Annotated in this window: 22 protein-coding genes; 4 read left to right on the top strand and 18 right to left on the bottom strand. The window is 41.5% G+C overall.

Features of this window, described 5'->3' with window-relative positions; all coding sequences use genetic code 11:
• From BWI44_RS09545 to BWI44_RS09505, 9 genes are all read right to left on the bottom strand, one after another.
• On the bottom strand, positions 1–90 hold a 90-nt coding region (locus BWI44_RS09545), incomplete at its 3' end, for an S-adenosylmethionine synthetase N-terminal domain-containing protein (RefSeq protein ID WP_286813093.1).
• Positions 91–354: 264 nt separating this feature from the next.
• A complete protein-coding gene (locus BWI44_RS09540) occupies positions 355–1,368 on the bottom strand; it encodes a lysylphosphatidylglycerol synthase transmembrane domain-containing protein (RefSeq protein ID WP_286813090.1) in 1,014 nt (337 codons plus the stop codon).
• A gap of 67 nt (positions 1,369–1,435) precedes the next feature.
• Positions 1,436–1,906 (bottom strand): 2-amino-4-hydroxy-6-hydroxymethyldihydropteridine diphosphokinase, encoded by a 471-nt coding sequence (folK, locus tag BWI44_RS09535; protein WP_007661014.1) that lies wholly within the window; start codon positions 1,904–1,906, stop codon positions 1,436–1,438.
• Complete coding sequence (gene queA, locus BWI44_RS09530; RefSeq protein WP_007661017.1) at positions 1,906–2,964, bottom strand: tRNA preQ1(34) S-adenosylmethionine ribosyltransferase-isomerase QueA; 1,059 nt, start codon at positions 2,962–2,964, stop codon at positions 1,906–1,908. Before queA ends, folK begins: the two co-directional genes overlap by 1 nt.
• Before the next feature lie 18 nt (positions 2,965–2,982).
• A complete protein-coding gene (gene truB, locus BWI44_RS09525) occupies positions 2,983–3,684 on the bottom strand; it encodes a tRNA pseudouridine(55) synthase TruB (RefSeq protein WP_007661020.1) in 702 nt (233 codons plus the stop codon).
• Between the two features lie 3 nt (positions 3,685–3,687).
• Complete coding sequence (locus BWI44_RS09520) at positions 3,688–4,491, bottom strand: undecaprenyl-diphosphate phosphatase (RefSeq protein ID WP_115503664.1); 804 nt, start codon at positions 4,489–4,491, stop codon at positions 3,688–3,690.
• A gap of 59 nt (positions 4,492–4,550) precedes the next feature.
• The gene (locus BWI44_RS09515) at positions 4,551–4,805 is read right to left on the bottom strand and encodes a DUF3098 domain-containing protein (RefSeq protein WP_007661024.1); all 255 of its coding nucleotides are present in this window, start codon (positions 4,803–4,805) and stop codon (positions 4,551–4,553) included.
• A 95-nt stretch (positions 4,806–4,900) separates the two neighbouring features.
• Positions 4,901–5,782 carry a cell division protein FtsX gene (locus BWI44_RS09510; RefSeq protein ID WP_007661027.1) on the bottom strand — a complete coding sequence of 294 codons (882 nt, stop codon included), beginning with the start codon at positions 5,780–5,782 and terminating at the stop codon, positions 4,901–4,903.
• Positions 5,783–5,865: 83 nt separating this feature from the next.
• A complete protein-coding gene (locus tag BWI44_RS09505; RefSeq protein WP_195208663.1) occupies positions 5,866–6,768 on the bottom strand; it encodes a class I SAM-dependent methyltransferase in 903 nt (300 codons plus the stop codon).
• A 195-nt stretch (positions 6,769–6,963) separates the two neighbouring features.
• Here BWI44_RS09505 and BWI44_RS09500 point away from each other — a divergent pair, with 195 nt between their 5' ends.
• A complete protein-coding gene (locus BWI44_RS09500; protein WP_195208662.1) occupies positions 6,964–8,949 on the top strand; it encodes a DUF3858 domain-containing protein in 1,986 nt (661 codons plus the stop codon).
• An 11-nt stretch (positions 8,950–8,960) separates the two neighbouring features.
• Positions 8,961–10,850, top strand: a complete 1,890-nt coding sequence (locus tag BWI44_RS09495) for a DUF3858 domain-containing protein (RefSeq protein ID WP_117692695.1) — start codon at positions 8,961–8,963, stop codon at positions 10,848–10,850.
• A gap of 3 nt (positions 10,851–10,853) precedes the next feature.
• Here the strand turns inward: BWI44_RS09495 and BWI44_RS09490 are convergent, their stop codons facing one another.
• Positions 10,854–13,091 carry an alpha-N-acetylglucosaminidase gene (locus tag BWI44_RS09490; RefSeq protein WP_394368899.1) on the bottom strand — a complete coding sequence of 746 codons (2,238 nt, stop codon included), beginning with the start codon at positions 13,089–13,091 and terminating at the stop codon, positions 10,854–10,856.
• Positions 13,092–13,463: 372 nt separating this feature from the next.
• On the opposite strand from BWI44_RS09490, the gene BWI44_RS09485 reads away from it, so the two are divergent.
• Both BWI44_RS09485 and BWI44_RS09480 read left to right on the top strand, forming a co-directional pair.
• Entirely contained in the window at positions 13,464–13,961 is a 498-nt protein-coding gene (locus tag BWI44_RS09485; protein WP_286813082.1) for a DUF3836 domain-containing protein, read from the top strand.
• Positions 13,962–14,203: 242 nt separating this feature from the next.
• On the top strand, positions 14,204–15,406 hold the full coding sequence (locus BWI44_RS09480; protein WP_229036099.1) for an ATP-binding protein: 1,203 nt from the start codon (positions 14,204–14,206) through the stop codon (positions 15,404–15,406).
• Positions 15,407–15,417: 11 nt separating this feature from the next.
• Here the strand turns inward: BWI44_RS09480 and BWI44_RS09475 are convergent, their stop codons facing one another.
• The 8 genes from BWI44_RS09475 to BWI44_RS09440 form a co-directional block, all read right to left on the bottom strand.
• Complete coding sequence (locus BWI44_RS09475) at positions 15,418–16,716, bottom strand: HlyD family secretion protein (RefSeq protein WP_195208659.1); 1,299 nt, start codon at positions 16,714–16,716, stop codon at positions 15,418–15,420.
• A 20-nt stretch (positions 16,717–16,736) separates the two neighbouring features.
• Positions 16,737–18,923, bottom strand: coding sequence for a peptidase domain-containing ABC transporter (locus tag BWI44_RS09470; RefSeq protein WP_286813081.1), 2,187 nt, complete (start codon positions 18,921–18,923; stop codon positions 16,737–16,739).
• A gap of 9 nt (positions 18,924–18,932) precedes the next feature.
• A complete protein-coding gene (locus tag BWI44_RS09465) occupies positions 18,933–21,524 on the bottom strand; it encodes a carboxypeptidase-like regulatory domain-containing protein (RefSeq protein WP_286813080.1) in 2,592 nt (863 codons plus the stop codon).
• 9 nt (positions 21,525–21,533) lie between these two features.
• Positions 21,534–22,427 (bottom strand): GLPGLI family protein, encoded by an 894-nt coding sequence (locus tag BWI44_RS09460; RefSeq protein WP_286813078.1) that lies wholly within the window; start codon positions 22,425–22,427, stop codon positions 21,534–21,536.
• A gap of 153 nt (positions 22,428–22,580) precedes the next feature.
• Positions 22,581–22,805: a hypothetical protein gene (locus tag BWI44_RS09455; RefSeq protein ID WP_286813076.1), complete on the bottom strand. Its 225-nt coding sequence runs from the start codon at positions 22,803–22,805 to the stop codon at positions 22,581–22,583.
• Between the two features lie 92 nt (positions 22,806–22,897).
• Positions 22,898–24,439, bottom strand: a complete 1,542-nt coding sequence (locus BWI44_RS09450) for a vitamin K epoxide reductase family protein (protein WP_286813074.1) — start codon at positions 24,437–24,439, stop codon at positions 22,898–22,900.
• A 24-nt stretch (positions 24,440–24,463) separates the two neighbouring features.
• Positions 24,464–24,874 carry a DUF3244 domain-containing protein gene (locus BWI44_RS09445; RefSeq protein ID WP_286813072.1) on the bottom strand — a complete coding sequence of 137 codons (411 nt, stop codon included), beginning with the start codon at positions 24,872–24,874 and terminating at the stop codon, positions 24,464–24,466.
• Between the two features lie 78 nt (positions 24,875–24,952).
• Positions 24,953–26,422 (bottom strand): tetratricopeptide repeat protein, encoded by a 1,470-nt coding sequence (locus BWI44_RS09440; protein ID WP_286813070.1) that lies wholly within the window; start codon positions 26,420–26,422, stop codon positions 24,953–24,955.
• Positions 26,423–26,938: the final 516 nt, after the last annotated feature.

The raw sequence follows: 26,938 nt of genomic DNA, 5'->3' as shown, positions 1-26,938 counted from the left end.
CAGTTTGTCAAGCACAGCGTCCGATATTTGATCGGCCACTTTGTCGGGGTGTCCTTCAGACACCGATTCGGATGTGAATAAATATCCCATTTCAAATTAAAAATTAGAAATTAAAAATTAAAAGAAGTATGGAGATAAATGTGAGTAGAAGCATCAGCACGGAGCCGTCAGAAAAGGATGTTGTTTTAGCATTTTTTTCTGTGGTTGCAAGCTACTCAAATCTTTCCACATTTCATTTTCGGGTGCAAAGATAAAGGTTTTCGATGAATATAGTATATAATCAGGAAAGTATTAACACTTCTATAAACAGAATACCCACTTGTAGGTAAAGTGATCGGGATGCCTGAAGAGGCTTTAACATTCGGAAGAAGGCGGATCACCCGGTTTTCTATTGCCAACCTTTATCAATACCATGCCGATAACGATCCATAACAGTTCACGCAGCCGGGTAATCAGTCCCACATAAACACCCAGTGCCGGAGACATATGTAAGCCATCTACAGCCAGGGCCAGTCCACCTTCACGCGCCCCCAGCTGCATCGGGAAGAAGAATATCAGATTGCTGAACAGCGAGGAGAAAGCCAATATCAACACACAATCCCATCCACTCACTTCCGGGGTGAAGACGCGCAGAATGATGTATATTTCAAGGCTGGAGAATATGCGTGCCGAAAGCTCCAACAGCAGCGAACTGTAGAAAGTAATCTTATGTTGGCTATGCAACAAGGCTATCTGACTATCAATCTGTTCCAGAGTATCTTTTTGTTTCACAATGAAACGATGTGCCCACCGTTTGACAAACGGTACCTTCTGCAGAAACCGGAAAGTCTTCACCGTCATTCCATTCTTATATCCTCGGGCAAAGAAATAGATAGCCAGCAGGCAGAATGCTCCTATTGCAGTGAGCAATATCGACATAAAGGTATTCACAGGATACAGGAAGATATATAAGAATATGGAAAGAAACCAAAACCAGAAGTGAGAAAAGATATGCATCATCACGTACAGAATGACGGAAGAGGTAGCCTTACTTACACCCACATAGGGAGTCAGCTCCATAATCCGGTACGGTTCGCCTCCCATCAGTCCGCCGGGCGTGGCATAATTGATGGCAAAACCGGTGATCGACAGTTTGCAGACCGTCCAGAAAGGAACGCGATACTTACGGTCATCCCTGATTATCAGATACCACGAACAGGTATTTATCAGATAGACAAAGAACCACAACAGCATGATCACAGGAAACCAAAAGCCCACGCGCTTCAGATGCTCCCATATATCGGAATAATCCATATCCATCGTGCAAAGCATGACAACGATAGCCAGCACACCAAAAAGCAAGAACAAGTTGCGATATTTATTCTTCATACTGTTTTTATAACACAAGCATTCTATTCCTACAACACAAGTATTTCATTTTTGTAACACAAGTATTCTATTTCTGAGACACAAGTGTCCTATAAAGCTCCTGCATAGTCTTTTTTAACACAGGATGCAGTACATCAGGGGCAATTTCCGCCAGCGGTTCCATCACAAAAGCACGTTCCTGCATCAACGGATGGGGAAGTTTCAATGTAGGGGTATCCAGAATAAGATCATCATACAACAACAAGTCGACATCTATCACACGGTCACTATACACACCATTTACAGATTTATGAATACGTCCCATCTCCCGCTCAATGGACTGCGACTCAGAAAGTACCTCTAAGGGAGAAAGCATAGTTTCTATACAGACAGCAGCATTCAGGAAAGCATTGTCCGAGGAGAACCCCCACGGAGCAGTAGCATAAAAAGCGGACAGGGAAATCACTTTCCCTATCCGCTTCTCAATATATTGCACGGCAAGACGGAGATTCTGCTCCTTATTGCCTAAGTTAGTCCCTAAACTGAAATAGACGTACATTACTTATCCGTAATCAACATCGCATCGCCATACGTACCGAAACGGTAACCTTCCTTCAGAGCCACATTATACGCCTCCATTACCTGATCGTATCCACCGAAAGCAGCAACAATCATCAACAAAGTAGAAAGCGGCATGTGGAAATTGGAAATCATCGCATTTGCCACTGTAAAGTCGTAAGGAGGGAAGATGAACTTGTTCGTCCAGCCTTCGTACGGTTTCAGATGTCCGTCTGTACTTACGGTGCTCTCGATAGCACGCATCACGGTAGTACCCACGGCACAAACCTGTCTGTTCATATCCTTGGCACGGTTCACAATGCTGACGGCTTCTTCGTTCACAACCATTTGTTCAGAGTCCGTCTTATGCTTCGTGAGGTCTTCCACATCAATGTCGCGGAAATTACCCAAACCAGCATGAAGAGTAATATAAGCAAAATCGATACCCTTGATTTCCAAGCGCTTCATCAGTTCACGGCTGAAGTGCAGACTGGCAGTAGGAGCCGTTACCGCACCTTCATTGCGAGCAAAGATAGACTGGAAACGTTCTGAATCATCCGGTTCTACAGGACGATTGATAATGCTATGCGGCAGTGGGGTTTCGCCCAGTGCGTACAAAGCTTTCTTAAACTCATCGTGCGGACCGTCATAAAGGAAACGGAGCGTACGACCGCGAGAAGTCGTATTGTCAATAACTTCAGCCACCATAGAATCGTCGTCACCGAAATACAGCTTATTGCCGATACGTATCTTACGGGCAGGGTCTACCAATACATCCCACAAACGGAGTTCTTCGTTCAGCTCGCGAAGAAGGAATACCTCGATACGGGCACCGGTCTTTTCCTTATTACCATACAGGCGGGCAGGGAATACTTTCGTATCATTGAAGATGAACACATCTTTGTCATCAAAGTAGTTCAGAACATCTTTGAATTCCTTGTGCTCAATCTCACCTGTCTTTCTGTGAAGCACCATAAGGCGCGATTCATCTCTATACTTTGTAGGGTGCAAAGCAATCTTCTCTTCCGGAAGCTTAAATTTAAATTGCGACAGTTTCATATCTATTCTTTCTTTAAGTTATTCTTCAATTTCTATCTCCTGAGCATCTATCCACTCTTTAAAATTCATCGGGTCAAGGCAATCTTCCAATCGGACATCGCCTACGCGAGTACGTTCCAAAGCCGTAAGATGAGCACCACTATTCAGCGCTTCACCGATGTCACGTGCCAGGGCACGGATATACGTACCCTTGCTACACACCACGCGGACTTTAATCTCCGGCAAGTTACATTCCAGCAACTCTATCTCGTCAATCACCAACAACTTCGGCTTCAACTCTACCTCTTCACCTTTACGTGCCAGATCATAAGCACGTTTGCCATTCACCATACAGGCTGAAAAGGCGGGAGGCACTTGTTGTATCTCACCGATAAATGTCTTCAACGTCTCTTCCACCAACTCCCGCGTAATATGCTCCGTAGGGTAAGTGGCATCTATCTCGTGTTCCAGATCGTAGGAAGGAGTGGTGGCGCCCAACTGAATGGTGGCAACATATTCCTTCGTATGGTACTGAAACTCTTCAATTCGCTTCGTAGCCTTACCTGTGCAGACAATCATCACCCCTGTAGCCAAAGGATCGAGTGTACCGGCATGGCCTACTTTCAATTTCTTCACTTTCATCCGTCGGCAGATGTGGTAACGCGCATGTCCCACAACTTTAAACGAAGTCCATCCCAACGGTTTATTGAAATAGAGTACTTCTCCTTCTTTAAACTTCATCTGCTATCCTTGCATTTGTGAAAGTACAAGGGTCACAATACCGGCAATCGCACAATAAACCGCGAAGTATATCAGTTTCCCCTTTTTCACAATATTAATCATCCACTTACAAGCCAAACAACCCGATACAAAAGCCGCAATGAAGCCTATCAACAATGACAACGTTGAAATACTTCCGGCAATATCTTCGCCTTTCATCAACTTCATACCATCTAGCAGGCCTTCACCCAATATCGGTGGCATCACCATCAGGAACGAGAACTGAGCCAACTTTGCCTTATTATCGCCCAGCAATAACCCTGTAGCAATTGTAGTTCCGGAACGTGAAAGTCCGGGAAGTACAGCACAAGCCTGAGCCAAACCGATAATGAATGCATCTTTCATAGAAATATTCTCTTTCTGCTTCGGCTTATAATAATAAGAGAAAGACAATAAAGCAGCCGTCACCAGCAACATACAGCCTACGATCAGTAAACCTGAACCAAAGACCGCTTCCACCTCATCTTTAAAAAATACACCTACAATACCGATGGGCACCATAGAAATCAGGATATTAATTACATAGCGTGTCTCTTCATTCATCTGCCACTTGAACAGCCCCTTGAAAATCCATTCTATCTCTTTCCACAGAACTACCAGCGTACTGAACACCGTAGCCACATGTACTACTACCGTAAATGCCAGATTTTCTTCCCCTTCAATACCAAATAATGCCGAACCGATAGCCAAATGTCCGCTACTACTTACCGGCAAATACTCTGTCAAACCCTGGATTATCCCAAGGATGAGCGCCTCAAACCATTCCATGTAGTTTATTTATGATTTATAATTTATGATAGAAGGCACATCCTCCCACACATAGCATTTCATTCTTTCATTCCTTCATTATCCGTTTGCTTGTCACGCGGTTTACGCAACACTGCATATATCATAAGTAAGAAGCCCGCAAGGCAAACCACCGGAGCAACTTTAATACGTCTTGCACTAAAAATATCCGGTTCAAAGTGCGTCGGTGTAGACACCGGACCGGTCATCAGGATAAAGCCGATAATCACTACCGCCATTGCAACTGCAAGCAGGATAAAGTTGGTTTTATCGAAAGCAAATTTCTGTTTACTCATCTCTTTATTTATGATTTAATTATTTACGGTTTAACTTCATTCAAAACATTTCTTATTTTTCCATTCATGTATAGTTCCGATTGAAGCAATTATACTTATATGTAATACAGTGTACTTGCCTTCATCCGCAGGAACTTATTAATGGACAGGTATGCACAGAACCACGTAATGCACACCCCGAACACAAGCACCGATACGGAAACCAGCATCATAACATTAGGCGTAATAACACTGATCAAATCTGGCTCATACACCACCAACCAGTAGGCAGCACCCCACAAAATCCCATCGGCAATGACAGCAGCCAATACGCCTATCCAAAAGTTACGCCACAGGAACGGACGGCGTATAAAACTCCAACTCGCCCCTACCAATTTCATTGTATGAATGAGAAAGCGCTTGGAATAGATTGTCAACCGGATGGTATTATTAATCAATGCAAAGGATATGAACGCCAATAATACCGCCAACCCCAGTAACATCAGGCTTATGTTGCGGATATTCTCATTGACCATGTTTATCAGATCTTCCTGGTAACGCACTTCCTGTACATTGGTATTCTTCTTTATCTGTTTCTCTATTTTAGCTATACTGTCGGTATTCGCATAATCAGAGTGCAACTTCACTTCGATAGATGCATGAAGCGGATTATAACCCAGAAAATCTTGCGGGTCTGTTCCCATTGCTTCAATCTGCTCGCGAAGCGCCTGCTTCTTCGAAATATACTCCGTAGACCGTACAAACACTTCCTTATCCAGCCTCTTTTGTAACTTCAGAATATCCGCCTCCTTCATATCATCACTAATGATAATAGAAAAATTGATATTCTCCTTCACATACACAGACAGATTATGGGCAGTCAGCACGAAAAACACCACCAACCCCAACAACAGCAATACCAACGTAGTACTGATACTGGAGGTAATGAACTGCATATCAAAATAGGATACGGAATTATTTTTGCTTTTCGTCTTCATACCTTCATTTCTTCCTTTATCACCTTCTTATCACTCTATCACTCTATCACTTTACCACCCTATCACCTTTTATCTTATTCCCCCTACTTCTGTTTCTTTCTGAATACATAAATCATCGAACTGCTCCGCTCCTTGCTTCCCAATGCACTGAACCATGCCAGCGTGCCACTAAGCATACCCCGGAAGAAAGACAGAGAACGTCCCATATACTTTTCACTCAACATCGATACATAGAATGCATCAAATGGCATCGGATAGCGTGCAGCCAATATAAGCTCATGCTTGGCACCCAACTTCTGAATGGTACCCGGCGTAAAATGCCACAAATGGCGCGGAACATCATAAGCAGCCCAATGTGCACCATACTTCTTAGCGTCATAAGAAGAACAGTTAGGCACTGCGATAATCAGTACACCCTTTTCCGTCAGGAGTTTATTCAATGTATCCCACGTCTCATTCAAATGTTCCAAATGCTCCATAACGTGCCACAAAGTAATGACATCAAAGCTGCCGGGAGCAAAATCCTGCAATGCGGTATCAGGCTTTATATCCAGATTGAAGTGTTCCTTAGCAAATACGCGTGCCTGCGCATTCCTTTCCACTGCCTCCACCTGCCAGCCTCGCTTCTGCATAGCATCGGCAAAATATCCTGTTCCCGTACCGATATCCAGCAGACGTCCTTCCTTACGATGTGCTTCGCGAACCACCAAGCGTGCCTTACGGCCCAGCATATAGCTACGCACCCAGTGGTACACCCTGTTCATAAGGCCTTTTTTCGTATCGGAATGGGAAATGTAATCGGGAGTTTCATAATATCTGCCTATCTCGGCTTCCACGGGGAAATCCTGCGTAAAGAGAAAGCTACAATCCTGACAACGACACAGATAGAATGCTTCGCTGGAAGCATAATGATCTATGCAAGTCATAGCACGCTCTATATGTGCACTACCACATACCGGACAGACTTTTATGGTGAGTTTATTCATTGAACATTATGCAATAATGAAATGCAGCCCGAATCAATCAGACCACACTATACCCGAATTTGGTGCAAAATAACAAATAAAAAGTGACGCTACGGGCTTTCTTTAAGGAGTTTTAATAAAAGAGAGGAACAAACGCTTGTTTTAAATAAAAAAAACATATATTTGCGGAAACAACAACACTCTATTCAAAACTATATGAAAAACGCTTTATTGACTTTACTATGCTATCTTTGCTGTCTCCAACTATTTGCCGACGAGCAAACAATTATTCCCAATCTAAAGTTTGGAAAACCTACCATGGAAGAGTTGACCATGACTACTTATGCGCCCGACTCTAATGCCACAGCCGTTATTCTATGTAAACTGACCAATGTCAGCTACAAATGGGGGCTAGAAAGCTTCCGCCTCGTTTCTGAGTATAAAGTAAAAATCAAGGTACTCAAACCGGAAGGTACATCTTATGCCAATGTTACGATTCCCTACTATGACTTGCCAAACAACACCATGAGAGAAAATATCATTGGTTTGGATGCCAGCGCTTATAATATGGAAAACGGAAAAATGGTACGTACCAAAATGAAAAAAGATATGATATTCAAAGAGCGCCTCAGCGAAAACCAGATGACTCTGAAATTCTCCATCCCGCAAGTAAAAGCAGGGACTCTGATAGAATATGAATACCGGTTAGAATCAGACTTCTTCTTTACCATCGACAGTTGGAAAGCACAAAGTGACATTCCTACTTTATATACCGAATACGATATAATCATTCCCGAATATTTCAAGTTCAATACAGACATGCGCGGCATGGAGAGCCTGGAGACAAAAAGCGAATCCACTTCTCTCAGTCTCTCTATCGGGGGGCAGTTCTTCCAATGCACCGGATCACACATGAATTTTCGGGGAACTCAACTACCCGCCTTGAAAGACGACAGTTACGTGTGGTGTGCAGATGACTACTGTACACAGGTAAATTTAGAACTACTGGGAATTGATTTTCCCGGCTCTCTCTATCAATCGTTCACAAAAAGCTGGGAACAAATTGATGAAGCATTGCTCAAAGACAATGAATTCGGTGGCAGACTGAAAATGAGCAATCCTCTTAAAGAAGAGATGAATGCACTACATCTTGAACAGATGAAAGGAACAGAAGAAAAGATATGTGCCATCTACACGCTACTCAAAAATAAGGTGAGATGGAATGAGAAATACAACTTATACGGTAAAGCCCCAAAACAAATACTGAAAGAGGGCACAGGAAGCAATGCTGATTTAAACTTCATCCTCATCAGTATGCTGACAGATGCCGGAATACCTGCCTATCCAGTAGTAATGAGCCGACGGAATATGGGCATACTCCCCCTGACCCACCCCAGCCTTCAGAAACTAAATACTTTCATCGTAGGTATTGCCCACACAGACACCACCTTGGTTTATCTGGACAGTTCAGTAGAAGACGGCTACCTCAATGTACTGCCTCCTCTACTTATGACCAACCGCGCCCGGGTCATCATTCCGGGTAACCACAGTCAATGGGTTAATCTGGAAGCTCTCGGAACAAACCAGTTGAGATCCGCCGTTATTGCCAGCATTTCTCCTGAAGGTACCATTTCTGGTACACGCGAAACACTTTATGCAGGTCAGTATGCTTCCCGCTTACGGAATAAGTTCCGCACGGCAAAGGACAGCACCGACTTTGTCAACAAGCTGGCTTCCGAAGAAAACATACAGGTCAAGTCACTCCAGATAGAAGGAAGAAATTACTTCTCACCACAAGTACGTGAAGTAATGGAATTCGAAAAACAATCTACAGTTAACGACCAGTTTATTTACGTCAATCCGCTTGTATTCCTGCATGTTTCCGAATCCCCTTTCAAACAATCAGAAAGAAAGCTCCCTGTAGAATTTCCTTATACGGACCATCTGTCACTGACCGCTAATCTGACTATCCCGGAGGGATATGTAGTAGATGAGAAGCCGGAAGGTCTAAGGGTGCAAACAGGTGATGAGAAAGTATTCTGCCGGTATACCATCACCCAGCAAAACAATCAGGTCACTCTCAGATACCTTTTCAGGTTGCAAAAGCTATTATTCCTGAATACCGATTATCCCGAACTGCAGCAATTATGGGAAATAATAGTAAAGAAGAATAATGAAATAATGGTTTTAAAGAAACTCTAATAGAGAGATTTATGAAAACAAACAAGTTCTTGATCGGATTTCTGTTACAAGCCACCGTTTGTTCCAGTGGTCTGCACGCCCAAACAGATTTACATGCCAATGCTTATTCCATCATACAGGATGCCGTAACGGATATTGTATGTACCTCTCCTACCGATGCCATTCAGAAAGAGAAACGCGTAATACAAATACTGGATGGAAAAGGGAAAGGAGATGCCTCTTTTGTCTGTATGTGCGACCGCTTTTCCTCTTTAAAGAAATTCTCCGGAGAAGTCCGCGATGCCTCCGGCAACGTCATCCGTAAGATAAAAAAGAGTGAGCTGAAAGTTACCGAATACTCGGATGAACTTGTTAGCGACGATTATTATTATTTCTTTGAATACACTCCATCGCGATACCCTATAACCATCACCTATGAATGGGAAATAAAGAACAGCGACGGTCTCATCGGCTATCCCAGTTTCCTACCACAAAAGAATTATAACCAGTCCGTCGCACAAGCAAGTTATCGCATTCTCACTCCGGCCGATAATCCCTGTCGTTACCGTACAATCAATATGCAGGCAGAGGTCAGCCAAAAGCAAACGACGGACGGAAACTGGCTGACGGAAGTTAAAGTTCAGTCCCTACCCGCCATTCAGAAAGAGCCTTACAGCCCTGCCCTCTCCGAACTATTGCCACGCATCTATTTCACTCCCCGGAATTTCTCTTTTGAAGGAACTAAAGGAAGTATGGATAACTGGCAAACATACGGCGCATGGCAATATCAGTTACTAAGCGGCAGAGATCAGATTCCCCCGGCACTAAAAGAAGAACTGCAAAGGCGGACAGCAAACTGCAATACCCCTTATGAGAAAATAGCCGCAGTATACCAGTATCTTGCATCCACTACACGTTATGTCAGCATACAACTCGGTATCGGTGGCCTACAGCCCATTGCCGCTGCCGATGTACACCGTACCGGATTCGGTGATTGTAAAGGACTATCCAACTATATGCGTGCCATGCTTACAGAGTTAGGAATTCCATCTACTTATACTGTAATCAGTACTACAAACAGACGCCTGTTAGCCGATTTTGCCAGTGCCAACCAGAATAACCACGTCATCCTGCAAGTGCCGTTACCTAACGATACACTTTGGATCGAATGCACTAACCCTACTCTGCCCTTGGGTTATGTACATCACTCCATAGCCGGACATGATGCTTTACTTATCGGCCCTGATGGCGGAACACTTTACCGACTACCGACCTATGCCGATTCCTTGAGCACCCAAGTCAACGACGCTCTCATCTCCCTTCAACCGGATGGAAGCGCCAAAATCGAAGTAAAACAAAGTTCACGCCTGTTTCAATATGAAGATAAAGCAGATATCATAAACATAGAACCTGCCCGGCAGAAAGACTGGCTACGCTCAGACATCAGTCTTGTACAAGCTAAAGTAGATAATATTCGCTTCAAAGAGACCAAACAAAAAGAGCCTCAACTGGATATTCATTACACCATCGAAAGCAGCCAGTATGGAAATAAAACCGGAAAGCGTCTGTTCATCCCCGTCAACATATTCCATAAAGGCTTCTATAGCCCAAGCAACCAAGGTGAGCGTACTCAAGATATTCAAATCAATTACGGTTATCTTGATATAGACAGCCTCAACATCCGGTTACCGGAAGGATACGAAATAGAATCACTACCTAAAACTACAGATATGGAAACTAAATTCGGCAAATTTCATTCTTCCATCACCTTAGAAGAAGGTGGAAATATTCTTATTGTACACCGGCTATTGTTCCATCAAGGAAATTATCCCAAAGAAGATAATACAGATTTCATGGATTTCCGCAAAAATGTCGCTACACAATACGCAGCAAAAATCATAGTGAAAAAGAGCGGGGAGTAACAATTACTCCTCGCCAACATTTTCGTAAGTACGCTCTTCCTTTATTTCTTCCACACCCGAAAAATCCGTATAATATTCACGGGATAGTTTCAGATATTTATCAAATAAACGACGGGTAATAACGAGCTCATCTCCACGGGTAACAGGTATTCGTGCCTTATCTGTCTGAACCACATAAGCCAATTCCCAATCCGCCAATTGATTATAAAAGTCATTCGCGCGAAAATCCTCTCTGCCATAAGCCAGAGGCAACCCTTCTTCCTGATAGTCAGTGCCTGCATCCAGATGCCCTTGCAACATTGTATAGAATTTCTGCCAACGGGGCAAGTAATAGCCACTGATCAGCCCTGCCCACTCACGCCACGAATAATCAAAAATACGCGGATCACCATCAGCTCCCCAAATAGTTACCAAAGAAGTCGCATCACGTTCCATCAAGTCTTTCTCCTCCTTTGTCTCTCCCCAACTACGAGCCTCCATCAGCCATTTGTCAAAGCTATACTCACTTCGCGTATAAAGCAACTCATCCATATCACTCAATAACTCAAGAAAACGTCCCGAGTGCAAAGTGAAAGCTGCTTTATCTTTAGCAATAAATGCTTCTGCCGCCTTCTTGTGAACTAACTGCCCCAGATTCGTCATCATTTGACGTTGTACATCTACAATATCGAAACGATAAGGTTTGGAAGCAGCCAATTTATCAGCATCTTTCAAAAGTTGAGCCTGTGCCTGAATAACCAACATCGGTTCGTATGGAATGCCTAGTCCTGCATTTGGCCCGGACTTCTTTACATCCAATGCCGGACGGGCAGCTACAATAGAACTTCTTTCCGTCCCATTTGTACCCCGTCTATAAGGGCCCTCCAACAGATACATCCATGCTTTTTCGGCAGCAACAGATTTCGCCCCATAGCGACGTTCGGCATAAGCAGCAAGCCACTCCTGTAAATGGATACTGTCAGTATGGTTAGGCATTTCAAAAGCCAGATCATAGTAAACAGGATTCTGTTCGATAGCCTCCATAAAAAGCCCGGAGCCACATACATTCGGATAACGTGCTTTTGCTTTCTTGTATTGATTGGAAGCAAGCAGCGCCAAGTCACCATGCATATTGATACGTCCCCCGAAATTATGAAGATTGCCGGCTATCACCGGATACCCCCAGCCACCATTAGCAGCTGTTTTCGAACCATTCAAATCTAATATGAGTAAAGACTCCTTGGGAATTGCTTTCACAATATCTTCTCGCATACTCCAAGCCTGCATCACCCATAAAGCTCCCGTATCAAATGTCTGGAAGAGCTTATGTATGGTCTGTCCCACGCTTTTTAAATATTCAGGTGTATCTACCGGAGGGGCACTCTCATGAAAAGGATCGGCGGCATATGCCCCGTAACTGCCGAACAACTTATCCTGTTCTTCCAGAAAAGCTAACCCCATCTCATGAAACAAAGGATCAGTCGGGTCCAGTTGAGCAGTACCATCGAAACCGCACCATTTCCGCTTCATACTAATCTTAGCCTGCGGATACTTCTTCTGCAATTCCCGCGGTACATATCCTGAAAAACCCTGCTGAATAGGTTGCATACCCAATTCAAGTTGACGTGCCAGTATCTTTTTTCCCAAAGCCACATGTTTATCTATGACTGATTTGGGCAAAGGACCTCCATAGCTCTGAATATTCTGCATCCACTGCCATGCCGAGTGCCCCGGTCCGGTAAGAAAAGCACGTGCTTCCTCTTCCGTAAAGTTAAAGCGCAACAGTGTATTATACCATACCCCATCCAGTCCTACAGAAAACAGAGGCATATTGATAGCATTCATTGCCATATAATCCAACTCTTGCTGCCAACGTTCCCAATTCCACCATGCTGCAGTATAGCTCACTGTGCAATAATTCATGTAAACGCGATATTTACCATTAATAATTCTCCGTTCCTTATGTGCAGGCTGTGGAAGCTTTGCAGGTAACTCCAATTGGTTACCAAACCAAGATACATGCGCATGGCACGTATACTTCAGATACCAGTTAAAAGCAGTTGCCAGAGACACGGCATTATTTCCCCGCAGGATAATTTTCTGCCCGTCGCCATCCACTTCATAGACATCATTTCCATTCTCAGACGGTATTATTTCCAACCGATAATGAGAAGCATAGCCCGGAGTAACCCGTTCTATCAAGTCATACACAGCCTTTTCCGACGAACCTGTAGCCCATGCCTGCAAGTTGCTTAAACACATAAACAAGGTAATCAAATAGAAATTCTTCATAGTATATTATTTTGGAGACAAAAATAGCCACCTTACCAATAAAGAGTTATTGATTATGTACCAAATGTTTGAACTCATGTTTCAAAAAGAATAAATATTTCGATTTATTTCCGATCACTGTTCGATAATAAGCGGACAGTTGTCCGATAATGAACAGGTTATGCTTTCAAACAATCACTGATTATCAACATATTACTACTTTGGCACAGGAATTGACTTTTATTAAGCGAAAGCGGTCAGCAAAAAAAATAAAGATTAACTGCCACTTTTCAGCAAATAGTTCCGTCTAACAGATAAGAGCGAAAACCAAATAGAATTAGTAACAATTAAAAAATAAAGATTATGAAAACTACAAGTTTATTTAAAGCAGTCGCATTGGTAGCTATTATGATAGCAAGTGTTCTTAACTCCGAAGTGAAAGCTCAGGATGGTTTCATAACAAATCAGGTGATGAACGGCGAATTGGTAGCATCAAAAACTATCTTCAAAAAAGATGACTCTTACCTCCAACGCCACATGCAGTACACCTTTGCATACGATGATCAGAACCGTTTGATAAGCAAAGAGGCTTCCAAATGGGATGGCGCAAAAGATGAATGGGTACCCTATTTCAAAATGACTTACCAGTACAGCGATAATGAAATAATAATGAACTATGGTCGCTGGAACGAATCTCACAAAGCTTTTGATGAAGCAATTCAGAAAAGTGTATACGAACTGAATGATGCAAATATGCCGACGGCTTACAAAGCCTACAAGCAAGATAATAAATCAGATTGGACTCTGGTTGACCACAAACAAATGGACTTGACAACTAATCTATTGGCAATTGCAAAATAAAAATACAGAAATTAAAGTTAACAATTAGTTTAAGCACACGGGTCGGGAGGCTCGTGTTTCTTTTTTAATAAGGTTCAAGAGCATAATCGTTCTGTTATCTTTTAAGTACCACATCTCAAAGTGTTATCTACAGAAAACGTGTTTTGCAGAAAAACGTGTTTTGCAGATAACGTTTATCTGTAAAAAACGTGTTTTATAAAAAACATTGCGTATCTTTGCTACACAACAAAAATTATATAAATATGGAAATAACAGATGCTTATATTAACTCTACCCGCTTAGTAAACTCCGTCAGCATGGCTCATGTCCGTTATTTATATGATATCATTGACTGGTCATCGCGCATGGTTTGCATCAAGGGAGCGCGTGGCGTAGGAAAAACAACCTTGATGCTACAGCGCATGAAGCAATTATTTCCAAAAAGCGAACAAGCCATATATATATCCTTGGATGATCTTTGGTTTACCGAACACCGACTGATAGATTTAGCAGAGTACCACTTTCTCCACGGCGGAACTCACCTGTTTGTTGACGAAGTACACCGTTATCCATACAACAATTGGATACAAGAGCTGAAAAACATATACGACAGATACCCCGAACTTCACATTGTATTCACCGGTTCCTCTTTATTACAAATTGACTTTTCCATGGCCGACTTATCCCGCAGATGCGTTTTCTATACACTCCAAGGACTATCATTTAGAGAATATCTGGAATTTGAAGGAAAAGGAAAATTTACAGCTTTGCCACTGGATCGTATATTAAAAGAACATATATACATTGCTACTGATATTGTCTCGAAAATCACTATCATTCCACTATTTGAGGAATATTTGCGACATGGCTATTATCCTTTCTATAAAGAAGCTCCGGCTTCCTATCCTCTACGCCTGCAACAAGTCATTACTACCATTCTTGAAAATGACCTGCCTGCGGTAGAAAAGGTAGAGTATGTTTCTATCAAAAAGATGAAACGCCTATTGATGATTGTTTCACAAATGGTTCCTTTCAGCCCCAACATGACCAAAGTAGGTGAAAGTATAGAAACAACAAGGCAGGCAGTCACCCGCATGTTCCAGCTATTGGAGCGCGCTGCCCTACTCATCATGCTTTATTCCGAAAAGAATAATATGCAGCAGCTTACCAAACCGGAAAAGGTATATCTGGAAAATACCAACCTGATGTATGCACTCGCTCCAACCTCAGACATAGGCAATATCCGTGAAACCTTTTTTGCCAATCAGCTGAAAGCGAACCATACAATAACCTTCTCCGGACAAGGAGATTTCCGGATAGATGACACTTATACATTTGAGGTAGGGGGAAAAACAAAAAACTTTGAACAGATAAAGGATATTCCCAATAGCTATCTGGCAATAGACAATGTGGAATATGGAACAGGCAAGCGGATACCTCTCTGGTTGTTCGGATTTCTGTATTAAATCACGAAGAATTACAGATATTTCTCCCACAAATAGCGTAACGGCTCAAGCAATCTTCCGGTCACGCTCCTTTCATCCGTCATCACCTCTGCTGTTCCGGTAAGTTCTCCGTTGAAATCCAGAGCTTTACCATAAGATGTACATAAATTCTGTGGCAAACTTACGGTAACCGTATACATACTATCACTATCCTTCAAGAGGGAAACAGATACTACCGTTCCGGTCAGGAAACCGAATTCCATATAAGGATACCCCGTCACGCTGATATTCACCCTTTGCCCGGGTTTCACTTTGCCCGACCCGTTGACGGGCAGTTTTATCTTGCCGATAATATCCCCTGTCTGCGAAGCGACGATAGAGAAGACCTTATCCCCACTATTCACATTCTGATTCTTCTGCCACACATTATTATAAGACAATATACCACCGGCCGGACTGATGAAAAGATATGTCATTTTCCAGTCCTCAATGCTCACCTGTAATTCATTATAAGCAGCTTTTAAGGCTATCCCCAGACTGTTAGCCTCCCGGCTTCGCTCCATCCGGGTTTCAAGAATATTTTGTTGTAACTGCGCCTCCTGTATTTTGGCCGAAGAAAGTGAGGTCATCATCTGTTCCTGTCCCTGTTGCCTGTTCAGAAACACCTGTTTGGCCTCTTCATAGTCCGACTGTGCCGTCAGTCCCTCGCCAAAAAGTTTCTTCTCCCGGCTGTGCACCGTTTCGGCTATCCGTACCTGCTCTTTGTCCAGTTCTGCCTGGCGTTTCAGATGCTTTATATAATTGCGGTACTCCTGCAATTCTTTACGGGTTGCCTCTATTTTCTGCTCATAAAGGTCTAAAGACAGGAAATTACGATAATCCGTCAAACTTTTGATAAACGTAGCATAAACAGCCTGTATACTGCCCAAAGCCAAACGTTCGGGAAATTCAATGCTATTTATGCAACTATCCGTCAGGCAAAAATCCTGCAATACCTCCCCCAATAGTAATACATCTTTCGTCTCTGCCGGATTTTCCAACACGGCAATGATCTTGCCGGCTTCCACCTGCTCCCGGTCTTTGCCATATACCTCCTTTATTTTCCCGCTTCCCCGCGCCACTATCCATACAGGCGGATGCTCCGTGGTAACCGTGATTTCCGCACTCACCACATCCGGATACTTGAAGAAGCAGCCACCGATAAAAAACAGAGCCAGCACACTGAAAAACGCCGTGATTCCCCACCTCACCAACGCATGCGGCGGCCGTGTCAGTATCTCTTGCACCTCCTCGCACCTCAATTCTATGTCTTTTTCTTCTTGTTTCTCCATAATTCTCAACTCTCCACTTCTCAAAGTTCCAGTTGATTCTTCACTAACCTGTAATAGATTCCTTTGCGAGCCGTCAGCTCTTCGTGCGTTCCCGTCTCCGCTATTCGCCCTTGCTCTATCACCACTATCCTATCCGCATTTCTCACAGTGCTCAGGCGGTGCGCCACCACCACCGATGTCCGTCCCTTAAAAAACACCTGCAAATTCTCCATAATGATGCGTTCATTGTTAGCATCCAGTGCATTGGTTGCCTCGTCGAAGAAGATAAATTCCGGATTCTTATACACAGCACGGGCTATGAGGATACGTTGTTTCTGTCCCTGACTCAACCCATGCCCTTCCTGTCCTATTTTGGTGTTGTATCCCAGTGGCAACTCTTCGATGAACCCGTGTATGTTTGCCACCTCGGCCGCATGGCGCAACCGCTCTTTGTCAATGTGTTCCGCACCCGGCGCAATGTTTCCCGCAATGGTATCGGAGAAGATAAAGCCGTCCTGCATCACAACGCCACACTGCCTTCTCCACTCCCGGATACTGTAGTTCTCCAATGGCGTATCTCCTAACAGTATCTGCCCGCTTGCAGGAGGATAAAAGCCCAACAGCAACTTCACCAATGTTGTCTTTCCGCTTCCACTCATACCAACCACAGCCGTCTGCTTTCCCGTTTTTATCTCCAGGCTGATGTCGTCCAATGTAGGAAATTCACTCAACGGATCATACCTGAAACTCAGATTCTCCAATCGAAGATCTTTCCCCGGAGGAATGTCCCGTATCAACCGTCTCGCGGGATCTTCTTCATCCGGCTTGTCACGCACTTCGCCCAAGCGGTTCATGCTGAGGCGTGCATCCTGCATGTCACGTGCAAAAGCTATCAGGTCATTCACCGGACTGTTCAGTTGCCCAATGATATACTGTACGGACAGCATCATACCCAACGTCATCTCTCCCCGCACCACAAGACTTGCCACCAGACCCGTAATTATAATATTTTTCGTTTGGTTTATCAATACCGCTCCCGAATCCTGATACTGCCGCAGGGCAAGGCTACGGATATTCACCTTGAACAGACGCGCCTGTATCCGCTCCCATTCCCAACGCTTCTGCTGTTCGCAGGCACTCAACTTTATTTCCTGCATGCCATTTACCAGTTGCACCACTGTGCTCTGGTTGGCGCTCTGCTGGGCAAAACGTTTGTGGTCCAGTTCCGCACGTTTCTTCATGAATAGCCAGACGTATGCTATATAAAGTCCACTACCGCCCATGAAGATAAGAAATATCATCCAGTTATAAAGCAACAGTACAACGCCGAAGACTACGATGTTGAATGTAGAGAATACCACGCTCAGACTGCTTCCCGTCAGGAAATTCTGAATACGCGTATGGTCGTTGATGCGTTGCAGGATATCACCCGTCATTTTAGTGTCGAAGTAGCCTATAGGGAGCTTCATCAGTTTAATCAGGAAATCGGAGATGAGGGCAATGTTAATGCGCGTCCCCAGATGCAACAATATCCAGCCACGGATAAACTCCACGGCACTGCTACTGAAGCTCAACATCAGTTGAGCTATCAGTATCAAATATATAAAGTTAAGGTTTTGGTTATTAATTCCAAAGTCTACAATAGACTGCGTAAGAAATGGGAGCATCAGTTGTATCATACTACCCAAAAGCAGACCTAATAGTAGTTGCCCCACCAAATTCCGGTAAGGGTGAAGATATGAATACAGAAATCCGAAACCTTTACGATTAATAGGCTCATCTTCATCCTTCATCATATAGAATTCAGGAGTCGGCTCCAACAATAGCACCACTCCCGTATTTTCTCCATTCTTTCGCGAACTCACCCAGCAACGACAGAATTCTTCTTTGGTATATCTCAACTTTCCTCCTCCGGGATCAGCTACCCATACCTGCCGATCATTTATTTTGTAGACTACAACAAAATGCTGCTGATTCCAGTGTACGATGCAGGGCAGAGATGCTTCTTGAAGTTTTGCATAATCTATTTGCACACACATACTTCGAAAACCAAGTTTATCTGCTGCCTCGCTGATACCCAGCATGGATACACCTTCACGGGTGATGAATGACTTTTCCCTCAATTTTTCCAGTGAGTAATGCTTGCCATAGAAAGCAGTCACCATGCGCAGGCAGGTGGGGCCACAATCCATGGCATCGTACTGGATATAAAAAGGAAAATTTCTCATAATGTTTCCTCATTTCTTCCAATTAAACCCAATCAGAAACTCTCTCCCTCTAATGCGTTGCAAACAACTAATAGAAGTTAGTTCATTGTGAACATTATATCCATATTCCTTTGAGTTGAAAAGATTGCGAACCTTGATATAAAGTTCAAAATCTTTCCACTTATAAGTTAGTTTTGTATCAGCCATCAACAAATCCTTATATACGTTTTTGCTCATTTCATTGCGGTAATACTCACCGGATAGGGTGAAAATAACATTTTTGTGTGGAATGATATTCAATTTAAATGTATGTTGCCAATTATCTAATACTTCTTTTTCCTGTATATCACTTTCCAAACTTGAAAAGCCATAACTTATTTGATAAAACCAATCTAACCATGTAAACGGTTGTCCATATACATCCATGCTCATATTGCTGGAAGAAGAACGATAGGAGACAAGCTTATTTTCTGCAATAAGTGATATATCTGAAAGTCCATAATTAGCTTTAAACGTAGCAATTCCTCTGATAAAATCAATGCCCTTACTCACATTTCCCATAAAAAACCACGAATCAGAAGATACTGGTTGTTCCCGATAGGAGTATAAAAGAAAATCATCTACGAAACATTGCTCGCTTTGGTAAGGTGAACTGTTCCAAAAACGAAAAATACTTAGATTTGCAAAAAACTCTTCTAATGACCGCTTATAATAGATGTTTCCTATTATAGATTTTCCAACAGAAGTATCATACGTTTCATATCCACTTTTCAAGGTACGATAATCCGTAAGAATCAAACTATTATAATAATTCCCTACGTCATAACCTTGAGAAGAGACCTGCCCACTCACACTTACATTTAGCCTGGAATTAACATTCCATCTGACAACAAGTTGTGGAGAAAAAAGAATATCATTCTTTGATTGCAAACCACCTCCCAAATTCCAATGATAATAATTAGCAGGAACATTCAGCATAAAATCCCATCTACCTATCCCATATTCTAACTGCGGAGCAACATACAGTTGCAAATAATTGGATGTTATATCGTTTACTACTTGATTGGATGGTAAGGATACACCCTCCAGTTTACTATCCATTGAGCGCAATAATCCTGCCATCCCTCCCTTCAATGTAAGTACAAACTTATTAAGCGCAAGACTGTAACTGGCACTTTCATTTGTATAAAGGACTTTAGTATCCGTACTTTGATAAAGCCGCTTCTCGTTTTGTACCACATCCAAGTGCTGCGGGCGAGAGCACAATTGATTATTACTGGTAAATGTAATCAATTTCTTACCCAAACGTTGCATCCATTGCAAATGGCTACCCAGTTGATAAGAAGGCATCCATGCAGATTGTCTATTAGGATAAGAACCTCCGGTTTGTAAGTCAACATCATTCCATTGGATATTTGTACTTAGAACATGATTTAGATAGAAATTATCCTTGTTAGCTTCCAACATGATACGCCCTCCTAAATGATTTTGCCTGCTTACTCCCAGCTCATCCTCTGATATAACCCTCGCGCCATCCGGCAAGAAATACACCGTTTTCAACCAGTTATTGTCTACTTCCCTATTATTAAGATAATCCACTTGTGTTTTCACTTGTAACTTTTTCGACGTTTCCCATAGTTGGCTGGTAGAAATCAAATGCGAGCGATTGAAAAGCGTTCTTTCTTTTTCCAAATTAGAGATTTTTTTCGGACTGATATTAATATAGTTTCTCAATCCCATCATTGTACTGTTCTCATTCCACGCATTTGAGTAAAAGTTTTGAATATCATTTCCAATATTCACGCCTGTATTGTTACTTTTCAGAGTTGTAATATTCTGTATATTCTTCTTTATCAACATTCCGAATAAGACACTATTCCACAAAACATTCTTACTCCCGGCATATCCTCCTTCCGCCTCAAAACTGCCTACCCACTGCGCTTTAGCCTGATCTTTCAGTTTTAGATTAATAGCCGCCTGATCTGAAAACGAGAAACCTGCCATTACTTTAATGGGCTGATGATTCTCCATCACCTCCACTCGCCCTACATCTCTGTATGATATGCCTTTAGTTGCAATACCATAGCGGCCTTCCAATAAATCTTTACCCTCAATATAAAATTTGTTTATATCTACTCCATTATATTTTATTTTACCTTCTTTATCTACATTGATGCCAGGCATTTTTTTCAGCACATCGCCTATACTTTTATCTTGTTCGGTGGCAAAACCGGCTACATTATAAATCAACGTATCCCCCTGTTCGCCTATTCTCCGTGCTTTAACTACTACCTCTTTTATATGTATGGAGGTTTGCTCCAGACATACATTAAATTCTTGTTTTTTTCCATTTAAGGCATAAGACTTTGTTTTATAACTCATCAAAGAGAAGGAAATATTACAACTCGAAGCCATTTCATCCGATACATTAAGGCTGAAAAGTCCGTCATTATCGGTCTGTGTATATTTTATTATGCTACCTTGAGAATTTTTCAGCATAACAATGACATTGGAAAGAGAAGCATTGTTTTCTGCATCCACAACCTTTCCGGTTAAACTTACTTGTGGATAAACCGTCAATGCCGATAAAGATAATATGACAAGTATTAGCCAATTTTTCATGCATCACTTTCATTTATAGTCCCGCTCCATAGCATCTACTACATCTTCAGATATCCTTTCTGATTTCCCCAATTGCTGCATATCTCTATTTAATTTCCGTACTACATTCTTTAGACTTTTAGCTTGTTTGGCTATTATCTCTTTTCTGTCTACATCTTTATATCCACCTACATTATCCTCTCGTGGCTCAGCCAAAAAGATGCCCTCATTATCAGTTTTCCGTATCCCTTGTATTTCAAAACAATACAATTGTTTGCTATCTTCCACCTTCATTATCAGTCCCGGTAACCCACAAAATTTATAAGGACCGTCACTAATCGGTATATCAAGGGTAAACCATGCCGTATATTTTCTACCCCTCCACTTACAAGTCGCTTTCTGACAAGAATAGCCAATAATAGTCATAGTATCTTCTGCAATCTCCCATGATTGCAATTTTTGTATATCGTCTTCAATGTACTTATAATACTCATGAGATGCAGCATCCTGCACCAACATTTTCCCGTTTTCAGGATAGTTTTTATAAATCATATATTCAGATGCACGGCTTGGAATACCCATCAATAAAACTTTCATTTTGTCTTCTTTTCGGGATGTTTGAGCACTCTGCTTCAAAGCTTCATTAAATCTTTGATTAATTAATTGCTTACCATCAGGAGTACTGCATAAGGAGTCATGTTCAAATGTACTGTAGCTATAGAATTTAGAAAGTCGCTTTCCTACCTCAAGCCTCGTTGTTTCCGCCGTTTGTACGTTTGCAACATAATTATACTGAGAATATTTATACTGGCATACAAGATATACAGTGTCCAATTGCTGCCACCCCCAGGCTTTCATTGTTTGGGTTTGGGCATGAATGCCAATAGAGAAAAAAAAGAAAAGAATACTAACTGATATCTTCATAATATTTTCTATTAAAATAATCCCTCAAAACGTTTTAAGAACTATCCCACACCTTCAATAATAATAGTCGTATTAATTTTGAGATAGCCTCCAATTGTTAATTGATAAAGGCATATTCCTAATGAATATGCCTTTAAAGTCTTACGACATTACTCATCCTTTAGATACTAAAGTAACATCATCATACATTTTATCGCATCCGGCCTGCGTCCAACCTACCGCAAAACCCGTTGTTTCTCCAGCGGTAAAATTGCCATTACGGTTGTGGTACAAATCATGAAGTTGCTTGCAATACTCTTCTGCCGAAATACCACCTGCAATAGCATTCATCTGAACCTTGTTCAGCTTGAATGCTTCAAAACTACTTAAATTTTTCATAACAATAAAAAATTTAAAGGTAAATAAAAAGGTTATCCCGGATTTTTTTAAGCTGATTCCAAAACAGCTATTACTTCGCGAAAATAATATCTTTATGTTAATACATATCTTAAATCTGATAGCGGATACACTTCCGGTATATAATGCTTACTCACTATAACAGAGGGAGCCTTGTTTATTCTCTGTCTCCGGCAATATACCTGTTGCTTCATCCACAAGTCTTGTACCTCGGTTGTTATATTGTAATCATCCGCTTCTTTGATGCATTTCGTTTCATACCACTCTTCCAAAAGTTGCATTGCCTTATCCCACCCATCCATGTAATAAGCTGCAATGACAATTTGCGCAATTTTTTCTCCCAACCTATCATTTGGAAATGTCAGAAATACCAATGATACAGGAATCCTTGAAGCTATCTCTTTTACATGACGATGAACCCTCGCACAATTCTTACAATTGGGGTTAGTTACTATCATCACCTCACCACCTCCTGTCGCCTGACTATGCAGCGCAATATCCGGACTTGCCATCCCCTCTATTTGAGGCTTTAGTGTCAGTAACATCTGAAAAGTCTCCGAATTAAACAAACTACCAAGATGTTTCTTTAGAGAAACTCTTTCCCTCTCCTTGTTCTGGATAGTTTTTATTTGTATTTCAACAATCAAACAAATACATCCTATAGCAACAAATACGGAAAATGAAGTAAAGGAAAAGTCTATATCAAAATAGTTTCTTAACATATAAAGAGCAGCTGCATTGCCCCATACTGCCAAGTTTACCAACATGCAAAGCATGCACCCCTTATGAAAAATGAAAGCCTGATAAATAATGGAATATAGAGTGAACACCGTTGCAACAACACAGCAAATGGCAGAAATCCCATAAAAATCATTCCAACGGCTCAAAGAAAACAAAAAGAGAACAGCAAAGTAGAACAGAGATAATTCTCCTAATCCTACACCTGCTATATTTGCTCCCTTAGAATGAAGCACTTCATTACAGTTCACCGCCTTCCCTATATGGCAGAATGACTCCATGAATTGCTCATTCACCCGTTCTTTGTAGAGGATAGCGATAGACGCAAGAATGCCAAGACTCAATGTACATAAATAGACAATAAAAGCAGGTGATTGATTTTGAGAGAATGCAGTTTGCATCCCCAATATCAGGATAAAAAGTATAGCGATGGCAGACCTATAACGCAACAAATAGAAAATAATATTTTTCATTACATAGTAATGTTCATTCGAGGTCTTTTCAGTAGGCTCTCCGAATAAGACAATACCCGTCCAGTGTGGCAAAAATTTGTCCACCGTCATACTGTGTTCTCGTCCATCTCCATTAATGAATTCTACGATGAAATCGTCCTTTTTTGTCACTACACAAAATGGATTTTTGTCCACCTGAAGCATTGTGATGAAAGGAGATTCTAATTGCGAAAAATAATCGGATGACGGAAGTTGATATACTTCATTCTTTACATGAAGCATATCCAGTGCATCGCTGATACTTCGTATGCTATCTCCTAACGGAGTATCGAGCAAACGATGCACAGTACTTCTGCTCGCCTTTACAGATAGTACCCGTAAATAGTGATAGAGTACAACAGCGATATTATTATCAACTTCAGCCATGATTACCCTTGTTTATATAGAATATTATAAAGGGAAATATCCTTCTAACGTGATTTCATCAGAGACAAGTTCTATCATATAATCTCCTGCGTCTTTCCCGCTTAGATCAATAGAAAAGCTTGTAGGATTAGTAAACAGCTCAGAATAAACAGTTTCTCCAGTAGTTTCATTAATAACATTGACCGTAACAGCAGAGAATGCAGCCTGGAAGTCAACTATTACCACCTTATTATATAAGTAAGCATACACAGGTTGAAAAATAACACTGCGAGTTTGGGGAGCATCTTCCGGAGTTATATCACCAACCGGCCCGATTGGATCTCTATCCCCATCCTTCTGGGTAAGCATTATCTCCCTATTACCAGAAACGAACTGAGCGTTTGCAGAACCGGCTAAAACCAAAAACGAAAATAAAATAAATAATACCTTTTTCATATGCATCAGACTTTTGTTTTATGATGGCTAAATTACAAAAGTCTGTGCAAACAAAGTGTGTCACAAGTGTGTCATCACCTATTTTCTTTGCAAAATTTCTTCAAATCCACAATTTTGCTCAACACCCATCCGCTTAAGCAAAACATTTTTCTTTCGATAGAGTGTTTTTCTGGAAAGATGCAATAAGTATTCTAAATGGGAAAATGGAAAGCCTGCCAAACTTAAACACACCAAATGAAGTTCTTCTTTAGATAATTGGTACTTTGCACAAAGATCTGTTATGACGTTATTCCACTGTATATCCATTCCGACTACAAATTCCTGCCATTCCTGATCGCTTATTTCTTCATCAGATTGATCCCTATCCTGATAATCTTTTATAATAGCCTGCATCTTTGTGTAAAGCGGTGAGTGCAGGAAAGCCTCTTTTGCCAAAGTCCTTCGCTTCAAAATCATCTCGTCCAGTTCTGCCTGCAAGTTTTCTCTTTGTTCTTCATCAATCTGATGCGAAGCCAATTCTTTTCTCAACCCTTCAATCTCCAGATTCTTTTGTTCTATATTAGTCTGTAAACTAACATAATGTTGATTTAAATTCTGATTTATCTTTTCTAATTCTTGTTTATCCCTTTGCAATAAGTCATTTTTTCTTTGATATCGTCTATATAGAAAAAGAACAATTGCCACAATTATTATTGTTATTAGTATAAAACCATATATATATGTATTTAAACGTCCTTTATAATATAGCTTTTGAAGCATTGCTTGTGCATCTGTTTCTGCTTCAATTATTTCATTGACAACTACACTCCGACGAAACTTATATAGGCTATCTTTATATGCAGAACTGTTCCTCTCCAATTCTACGGATAAGGCGGCATTTCCCTGAATCATTGCAATGTCTGCCAAACGCATATAAGCACCTGCCTTTCTTCCATAATCTTTACTCAACAGACTTTTATTTAAATAGAAAGTAGCAGAATCATACTGGCCTAATTTATAGTAGGCATCTCCCAGAAGAAGAAAAGCACGATAAGCCCGTGCTGTATCTCTCCGCAAGGAAAGATTCAACTTTGCATAATACAAAGCCTTTTCTCCCTCATCCATCCGACTGTACAAATTACTGAGTGAAGCTGAAATATTAGCTTTCAAACCATTATTCCCCACACTATCTACTGCCCCAAAAGCATCCGATAATTTCCGTTCAGCAATAGGAAAATATTCCTCCCCTTTTGTTAAAGCTATAGAACCTTGCTTAGACAGGGCTTCTGACCAAAGAGTGGTATCCTTAACCTCTTGAGCTATTACTTCCATCAACTTATAGATAGAATCTGCTTTTTCATTGAAATCCTGTATATTATAGATAAATCCTATATTATTATATATCAATCCTAATTGTCTTTTTTCTTTCGCTTTCTCCGTCAAAGGCGCCGCAATAAGAAATTCCCGGATTGCTTCCGCCTGCCGGTTCATATCCCTATACACACATCCCCAATAATAATGTGCCTTTGCCTGCATGCGCACATCATTCGTTTTATCGTAATATGCCACAGCATAGCGTATCAACGAATCATCCGTCTGCACAACATAATTCTTATCCCTTGCCTGCGTCAACAACAATGCATAGCAAGCACTATCAGCCTGTGTAGCAAATTTATCCATTGAAATGCCCTGCAAGATACACAACGCACTGTCCGGCCGCGATTGCATAAGAGAGTCCGCCAATATCAGCTGTCTGTTATTACTCTGCCGCTCATTGCAGGCTACCGGTAAAAAAGCAATCAAAAGAATTATTAAAGCTATATTGTTTTTCATTGTATCCGTCATATTACTATAAATTGTAGCGCAAAGATAGAATTTTATATCAAAATGTAAGAATAGTTTGGTAATAGTTTACTTCAATACAAAGAATATAACTTTAACCCCGTCAACCGGATTGCAAAATGGTTACACCCTTTCACCCGGATGGTGTAGCCCTAAGCATAAAAGGGTGTAGCCATCCGGGAGAAAGGGTGTAGCTATTACAGGGAACTGATTATTAACTATTTATAAGTTCCCAAATTCATA

Origin of the sequence: Bacteroides sp. Phil13 (assembly GCF_001940965.1) — a bacterium.
Taxonomy (GTDB): Bacteria; Bacteroidota; Bacteroidia; order Bacteroidales; family Bacteroidaceae; genus Bacteroides; species Bacteroides intestinalis.
This window is presented reverse-complemented; position numbering and strand designations above follow the sequence as displayed.